This is a genomic window from Streptomyces malaysiensis subsp. samsunensis (assembly GCF_024519315.1).
Classification (GTDB): Bacteria; Actinomycetota; Actinomycetes; order Streptomycetales; family Streptomycetaceae; genus Streptomyces; species Streptomyces malaysiensis.
On the sequence record NZ_JANIIC010000042.1, the window covers coordinates 46,080 to 53,788 of the forward strand.

Annotated in this window: 7 protein-coding genes; 4 read left to right on the forward strand and 3 right to left on the reverse strand. The window is 72.1% G+C overall.

Going from position 1 to position 7,709, the window contains the following annotated elements; translation table 11 throughout:
* Positions 1–53 precede the first annotated feature (53 nt).
* A complete protein-coding gene (locus tag NQU54_RS30680; RefSeq protein ID WP_257633886.1) occupies positions 54–1,373 on the forward strand; it encodes an NAD(P)/FAD-dependent oxidoreductase in 1,320 nt (439 codons plus the stop codon).
* A 134-nt stretch (positions 1,374–1,507) separates the two neighbouring features.
* Positions 1,508–4,192, forward strand: coding sequence for an SMI1/KNR4 family protein (locus tag NQU54_RS30685; protein ID WP_257633887.1), 2,685 nt, complete (start codon positions 1,508–1,510; stop codon positions 4,190–4,192).
* A 72-nt stretch (positions 4,193–4,264) separates the two neighbouring features.
* On the opposite strand, the gene NQU54_RS30690 is transcribed toward NQU54_RS30685, so the two are convergent.
* Entirely contained in the window at positions 4,265–4,846 is a 582-nt protein-coding gene (locus NQU54_RS30690) for a TetR/AcrR family transcriptional regulator (protein WP_441005758.1), read from the reverse strand.
* 144 nt (positions 4,847–4,990) lie between these two features.
* Between NQU54_RS30690 and NQU54_RS30695 the strand changes: the two genes are divergently transcribed.
* Positions 4,991–6,181, forward strand: coding sequence for a cytochrome P450 (locus tag NQU54_RS30695; protein ID WP_257633889.1), 1,191 nt, complete (start codon positions 4,991–4,993; stop codon positions 6,179–6,181).
* 5 nt (positions 6,182–6,186) lie between these two features.
* The gene (locus NQU54_RS30700) at positions 6,187–6,402 is read left to right on the forward strand and encodes a ferredoxin (RefSeq protein ID WP_069872123.1); all 216 of its coding nucleotides are present in this window, start codon (positions 6,187–6,189) and stop codon (positions 6,400–6,402) included.
* 22 nt (positions 6,403–6,424) lie between these two features.
* Here NQU54_RS30700 and NQU54_RS30705 read toward each other — a convergent pair whose 3' ends face one another.
* A complete protein-coding gene (locus NQU54_RS30705; protein ID WP_069872125.1) occupies positions 6,425–7,288 on the reverse strand; it encodes an SAM-dependent methyltransferase in 864 nt (287 codons plus the stop codon).
* Positions 7,289–7,439: 151 nt separating this feature from the next.
* Complete coding sequence (locus tag NQU54_RS30710; RefSeq protein WP_137976358.1) at positions 7,440–7,643, reverse strand: MbtH family protein; 204 nt, start codon at positions 7,641–7,643, stop codon at positions 7,440–7,442.
* Positions 7,644–7,709: the final 66 nt, after the last annotated feature.

Below are 7,709 nucleotides of genomic sequence, written 5' to 3' on the forward strand. Positions count from 1 at the left end.
CGCTCCGTAGTATGGGGGTTTTGGGGGAACAAACGGGGCGAGGGACCGCGGTAGTGATCGGCGGAGGTCTCGCCGGGATGCTGGCCGCATGGGCGCTGCGTGGATATGCCGAGCGCATTGTCGTCGTCGAGCGCGACCGCTATCCCGAGCGGCCCGCGTTCCGCTCGGGCGTTCCGCAGGGGCGCCACGCGCATCTGCTGCTCGAGGCCGGACACCGGGCGCTGGAGGAGCTGATGCCCGGTGCGCGCGAGGAGTTGCGGGCCGCCGGTGCGGTGCGCGTTCCGATGTCGGGTGTGCGCTGGCTGAGCGCGGCCGGATGGCTCGCGAAGTACGAGAGCGAGATCGCGTTCCTCTCGTGCACCAGACCGCTGCTCGACCACACCGTGCTGCGCCGGGTGCGCGGTGAGCCCACGGTGCGCTGGCTGGAGAACACGGACGTCGTCGGACTCCTCGGCACACCGGCCGAGGTGACGGGCGTCCAGGTCCGGGCGCGTGGCGACGCCCGCGCCCAGGTGCGCGAGGTGCGCGCGGAGATGGTGGTGGACGCCTCCGGGCGCACCTCCTGGCTCCCCTCTTGGCTGGCCCAGCTGGGCTGCCCGCCCGCCCCCGAGGAGCGCGTCGACGCGGGCGTGTCGTACGTGAGCCGGCTGTACCACCGCGCGGCCGGGCCGGATCCCGGCTTCGACGCGCTCTATCTCCAGACCAGGGCCCCCGACGTGCCCAGGCTCGGTGTGGTGCTGCCCGTGGAGGACGGCCGGTGGATCGCCAGCCTCGGCAGTATGCGCGGTGCGCAGGCCGAGCCCGGTACGGCCGGTTTCGACCGGCAGCTGCGGCTGCTGCGCGACCCGAGCCTGCGCGAGCTGCTGGTCCGGGCCGAGCCCGCCGGTGCGGTCCGCGGCTTCTGGCCCGGCCCGGGTGTGCGGCGTCACTACGAGCGCCGGGCGCCGGGCGGCCTGGTGGTCATCGGAGACGCCGTGTGCACCTTCAACCCGGTCTACGGCCAGGGCATCACCGTGGCCGCGCTCGGCGCCCGCGCCCTGCGGGCCGCCGCCGAGCGCCACGGCTCCATCGGCCACCGTATGGCGGACACCGCCCGTAAGGGCATCGCGGCCGCCACCAACACCGCCTGGATGCTGTCCTCCAGTGAGGATGTGCGCTTCCCCGCCACCACCGGCGGCCCCGCCGGACTGCCGGTCCGCGCCCAGCACCGCTATCTGGACCGGGTCATCCGGCGGGCCACCGTCGACCCGGCGGTCTGCAACGCCCTGCACGAGGTGATGTCCCTGGTCGCAGCCCCTACCGCGCTGATGCGCCCCGCCGTCCTGAGGTCCGTTCTACGCGGGGGAGGGAGCGGCCGACCCGCATCCCCCTAGTGATCGTCGCGGCATACGGACGGTGCTGGTGGACCGCCCTAGCATCGGCAGCATCCGGGTGTTGAGGCCACACCGGACCCATGCCCCGACCCATGTCAACGGACCACCAGACGGCGCCCCATCAGGAGCACAGCGTGCGAGCGACTTTCGCGGATTTCGCCATCGATCCGCCTCGATTCGGCAATGCCACGGCCCGGTACGCAAAGTGCCATCCCGACCGTGACCGGCTCGCGATCGGCGCGGGCGCGAGTGTCGAACTCGACTTCGCTCTGGACCGCGACGAGCTGCCGGAGCAGCTGACGCTGACCCTGATCGCACGGGTCTCACCACTGGGGGAATCCCTGGGATGCGCGCCGATCGACATCACCGTCAACGGGCATGCGGTGATCGAGCAGTTCACCGTGCCCGGTGGCGCCCGGCCCCGGGAGGTGGCGTTCGCGGTCCCCGGTGAGGCGCTGGTGGCGGGCGCGAACACGCTGTACGTCCGTGGCTGCGACGAGGCGCGCGGCCTGCTCTGGCTGTACCGGATCACCGTCGAGCCCTCGCGCATCTGCGCCCGTATGCACCTCATGGCGGAGGAGCAGCGCGACGAGGCCGCGGTGTGGGCCTATCGCACCGAGTGGCGCGCCCCGGGCTCGGCCGCCTGGCGGCCCGCCCCGCGGCTGCTGGTCCATCTCGACCGGGGCGAGGGCTCGCTCCCGGTCCGGCTCGCCTGGCGCGGGCAGGACGGCGCGGAGGCGTCGATCGGCTTCCAGCCGGCGATGACCGAGTTCTACGGACACCGGCGGGCCGCCGACGGCGCGCTCACCGAGTACCGGGGGGCGCTGGAAGGGCGTTCATCGCTCCGGGACAGCGCGTTGGAGGAGGTGATGCACCGCTTCCGCACGGTGGAGGGCGGCGGGGCCGGGGGCCGCCACCTCGGCCAGGAGCTGCGTCTGCTGATCGAGGACGGGGGACCGCCCGTCGAGCGGGTCATCTGGGGCGACCCGTCGGGGCACTCGGGCACGGTGTCGCTGCTCGCCGCCGAGCCAGGCCCGGAGGCCGAGGTGACCGACCTGGTCACCAGGGTCCGGGCGCACAGCGAGTTCACCGAGGCGGGCGAGGTGGCGGAGAACCTGCTGCACGACTCATGGCACAAGTGGCTCGGCCATGGCGACAGCGCCTGGCTGGAGTTCACCCTGCGGCGCCCGGCCGCCGTCGGTCACTACGTCCTGACCTCGGCGAACGACGTCCCGGGCCGCGATCCCAGGGACTGGACCTTCAAGGGTTCCGACGACGGGGAGCACTGGGTGGACCTCGACTTCCGCATCGAGGAGAGCTTCGCGCACCGCCATCAGCCCAGGGGATTCACCTTCCCCGCCCGTACGCCCTATCGCCACTACCGCCTGGAGATCACCCGGAACGCGGGGGAGGACCAGATCCAGCTCTCCCAGGTCCGGCTCTTCACCTCCGCGCCCCAGCCGAAGGGCTTCATCGGCCACTACCAGCGGGCGGGCGAGGCGCCCACCGGATACCGCGGCACATCGGTGACGGCCGCCCCGGAGCCGGAGTCCGCGGCGGCATTGCCGCGGGCCATCGAGCAGTGGCGGTCGTATCTCGCGGAGTACAGCGCGACCATCCTGCGGGTGGCCGACGAGGAGGAGCTGAGCGAGGTCGGCGACGAGCAGCGGGCCGCCGGCTGGCTCGGGTTCGAGGGCGCGGACGAGGAGAGCGTCCTCGCCCTGGAGGAGCGGCTCGGCACCCGGCTCCCGCCCAGCTATCGAGCCTTCCTGGGTGCCTCCGACGGCTGGCTGAACATCAGCCCGTTCATGTGGCGGATGCGGACGGCCAAGGCGGTCGGCTGGCTGCGCGAGGCCGACTACGAGACCTGGCGTGTCATCCGGGGCGGCGAGGGCGACGACTGGGACGACACCGCGTTCATGGACCGGGCGCTGCTGATCTCCGAGGAGGGGGACGCCCAGCACTGGCTGCTGGACCCTGCCGATGTGTCCGAGGACGGGGAGTGGGCCGCCTACATCTGGGCGAGCTGGTATCCGGCCCTGGGGGACCGGCACGCCTCGTTCGCCGAGCTGGTCGCCGAGGAGCGCACCGGCTTCGAGGACCAGGCGGCCCCCGAGGTCCGTACGGCGCGTCCCGAGAGCGCCGAGGAGCTGGTGGCCGAGGGCAGGGCGCAGGCCCTGCGGGGCGAGGTGCGCAAGGCGATGGCCACCTTCGAGCAGGCCACGGTCAAGGGGTCGGGCGCGGGCGCGTATCTGGGGATCATCCTGGGGGCGTTCCTCGACATCAGCGCCGCCCACCACTGGATACGCACCGGCATCCTCGGCAACGCGCACGTCATGGAGGCGATCGGCATGGAACAGTTACGGGCCGAGGCCGCCCCGCTCTATCTGCGCTGTGCGGCCGAGGAGTGGACCGGCGCCCCCGGCGGCTATCTCCCGGCCCTCGGTGACATCCTGCCGCGGCTCCCGGAGGGCGTCGACGGTGTCGTGGGCGCGGGCGGTGTGGCCGCCGGTGGCGCCGCCACCGAGGGCGACGACACCGCCGCCTGGATGGCCAGGGCCGCCGCCTTCGTCCCGCCGGCCCTGCCCGAATCCCGCACCTTCCAGCAGGCCCTGGACCTGGCCAGGGCACTGGCCGACCGCGGTGCCACCGATCAGTCGTGGGCCGTGATCGAGGCCGCCCTGCCCCACTGGCACGGCGACTCCCCGCACCGCATCGCCCCGGTCGTCCTTCTCACCGATCCGGCCTTCCGCGAGGTGATCACCCCGGCCCGGGCGCGTCGCGTCGTCACCACGCCCCGCGGGGAGTTCCGCGAGTAGCGCCCGGCCCCCGCGTGGCCCGGCCCGCTACGGCCCGCACTGCCATGAACCGCCCTTCTACGGCCTGCCGTCCTACGGCTTGCCGTCCGCTGCCGGAAGACCGTCCAGGAGGGTGCCGAGCGCGGCGGTGACCAGCGCGCACACCTCGTCCGGATCGGCGTCGGCCAGCGGCTCCTTGCCCACCAGCACTCGCATCATCCCTATGCCGAGCAACCAGGACAGCGCCAGATCCGCCCGCAGCTCGTGGTTGTCCGCGCTGGACAGGGAGGCCAGCACCCGCGCGTAGTCGTCGCTGATGGCGCGCACCGCCGTACCGATCTCGTCACCGCTGTCCACCGAGCGCAGCAGGGTGGCCAGCGCACGGCCGCCCGGCTCCTTACCGCCCGGTCCCAGCAGCCCGCGCAGGGCGGCCTCCAGCAGCTCATGGGGTGGGGTGGTGCGCAGCTGCTCCTCCCCGTTGCGCGCGATCACCTCGCCGAACAGCGCGCTTTTCGAGCCGAAATAGCGGAAGAGAAGCGCCTGGTTGGCCCCCGCGCGATCGGCGATGTCCCGCACCGTCGCCCGTTCGTAGCCCCGCTCGGCGAAGAGCGCCGCCGCGGCCTCCAGCAACCGCCGGCGTGTGTCCCGCGCGTCCCGGTGCTGCCTCTCGGACACGGTCGTCCCCATCACGACACCCCTCTCGTCTGCTTCCGGCGAATCCCCGTCGGCCCGTCAGATCAACGGCGCAAAGGGGCCGTTGACCGTATCAGCCGATGCCTCCTACGTTTGTAAGCACGTGCTTACGCAAGGGAGGTCACGATGACCACAGCGGAGACGACACCCATCGCCTACCCCTTCAACTCCTCCGAGGGGCTGGCGCTCAGCGAGGCGTACGAAGAGGCCAGGAACCGCACCGGATTACTCCGGGTGCGCATGCCCTACGGCGAGCCCGCCTGGCTGGCCACGCGGTACGCCGACGCCCGGCTGGTGCTCGGGGACCGGCGCTTCAGCCGTGCGGAGGTGCTTCACCACGACGAGCCACGGCAGTCCGAGGGCCGGCGCGACGGCGGCATCCTCACCATGGACCCGCCCGACCACACCCGGCTGCGCACGCTCGTCGCCAAGGCGTTCACCGTCCACCAGGTGGAGAAACTCCGGCCGTGGGTACGGCAGTTGACCCATGACCTGCTGGATGGCCTGGAGGCCGCGGGACCGCCCGCCGATCTCGTGGACCGCTTTGCCCTGCCCATTCCGGTCGGCGTCATCTGCGCCATGCTGGGCGTCCCGGAGGAGGACCGGCCCCGGTTCCGCGTCTGGAGCGACGCCGCGCTGTCCACCAGCTCGCTGAGCGCGGAGGAGCACACCCGCAACACCGAGGAGCTGCGCGCCTATATGGCCGGGCTGATCGAGGACCATCGCAGCAGCCCGCAGGACGACATCATGAGCTCGCTGATCGAGGCGAGGGACGCGGGCGACCGGCTGTCCGAGCTGGAACTCGTGGATCTGTGCGTGGGCATCCTGGTGGCCGGGCACGAGACCACGGCCACCCAGATCCCCAACTTCGTGTTCACGCTGCTGGAGCACCCGGACGAACTGCGGCGGCTGCGCGAGGACCCCGACCTGCTGCACGGCGCCGTCGAGGAGCTGCTGCGCTTCGTCCCGCTGGGCATGGCGGCCTCCATGCCCCGTTACGCCACCGAGGACATCGAGGTGGGCGGCACCCTGGTGCGCGCCGGGGAGCCCGTGCTCGTGGCCGTCGGCTCGGCCAACCGCGACGCGCTGCGCTTCGACGAACCGGGCACCCTGAACGTCGCCCGCCCCGCCACCCAGCACCTCGGGTTCGGCCACGGTGTGCACCACTGCCTGGGCGCGCCGCTGGCCCGTCTGGAGCTCCAGGAGGCGCTCGGCGCGCTGATCACCCGCTTCCCGAACCTGCGGCTGGCCGGGGACGTGGAGTGGAAGGGCCGGATGCTGGTTCGCGGGCCCCGCGTCATGCCGGTCGGGTGGTGAGCCGGATGACCTGGAAGGCCGAGGTCGACGGTGGCCGGTGCATGGCGTCCGGCATGTGCGCCGGGATCGCCCCCGATCTGTTCGTCCTGGACGAGGAGCACGCCCGGCCGCTGGGCGAGGAGGTCCCGGAGGAGGAGCGGGTGCTGGACGCGGCGGACTCCTGTCCCGCGCTGGCGATCACCATCCGCGACGGCACCACGACCGTCGGACCGCGTCCCTGAACCCCGCTCCGGAAACCCCGTGTCAGGGCTTGTGGGCCACGCCCGCCCAGAACGACACCTCGGCGTCGGTCACATCGCCGGTCTCCACATGGGAGTCCCTTTCGGCCAGGTCGGTCCGCCAGCGGTGCGGCACCTCAAGGCCCGGTTCGACCAGCTCCAGATCGGTGAAGAAGCGCTCCACCTCGTCCTTGGTGCGGATTTTCCCCTGGATGCCGCCGCTGTGGTAGACCTGCACGGTCTTCTGGGTGGCCTCGGGGTCGAAGTCCGGGGTGATATGGCTCAGCACCAGATAGGAGCCGGGGGCGAGCGCGTCGACCAGCCGCCGGACGAGGTCGTACGGGCCCCAGTCGTCGGGGACGAAGTGCAGCAGCGAGACCAGGCTCAGCGCGACCGGCTGGGACAGGTCCAGCACCTCGGTGAGGTCGGGCGAGGCGAGGATCGTCTCGGGCTCGGTGATGTCCCCGTGCACATAGGCGGTGCGGCCCTCGGGGCGGCTCTTGAGCAGGGCCTGGGCGTGGGCGAGGACGATGGGGTCGTTGTCCACGTAGACGATCCGGGACTCCGGGGCGATCCCCTGGGCCACCTCGTGCAGATTCGGCCGGGTGGGAATGCCGGTGCCGATGTCGAGGAACTGGCGGATGCCCCGTTCGGCGGCGAGGAACCGGATCGCGCGGTGCATCCAGGCCCGGTTGGTCCGGGCGGCGATCATGACACCCGGCCACAGGGTGAGGACCTTGGCGGCGGCCTCACGGTCGGCGACGTAGTTGTCCTTGCCGCCCAGGAAGTAGTCGTACATCCGGGCGCTGTGCGGTCGCCCCTGGTTGAGGGGGGTGTTGGGGGGCTCCGGCCCGCTTCCGGTCTGGGATGCTACCCCTTGCGCGGTCACGTGGTGTTCTCCTCCGTATCCGGGCGCGATCCCTCGCGCCGCGGCCGACTGGTTCCATGGATGGTAACCGCGTGATCGTACGAGGAAGTTGAGGGGCCCGGAAGCGGCCGGCGCCCCCACGCGCCGGCCGCACCCGCTGCCACGGCTCCGGTCAGGAGGCCACGTTGTCCATGCGTTCGCGCAGGCTGCGCGGGCGCATATCGGTCCACACCTCGTCGACGTACGCGGAGCACTCGTCCTTGGTGCCCTCCTTGCCGACGGGGTGCCAGCCCTCGGGCACCTCGAGGTCGGCCGGCCACAGCGAGTACTGGTCCTCGTCGTTGCGCAGCACCTGGTAGCGGGCGTTGTCGTCCATGGTCGGTCTCTCCTGTCGAGGATCGGGCGTAGTGGTGATATCGGTGATGGTCGGTGAAGTGGATGG

Bases quoted from the DNA above. Each gene is read 5' to 3' on its own strand.
- NQU54_RS30710 (WP_137976358.1), bottom strand. From the start codon at position 7,643: ATGGACGACAACGCCCGCTACCAGGTGCTGCGCAACGACGAGGACCAG.
- NQU54_RS30695 (WP_257633889.1), top strand. From the start codon at position 4,991: ATGACCACAGCGGAGACGACACCCATCGCCTACCCCTTCAACTCCTCC.
- NQU54_RS30700 (WP_069872123.1), top strand. From the start codon at position 6,187: ATGACCTGGAAGGCCGAGGTCGACGGTGGCCGGTGCATGGCGTCCGGC.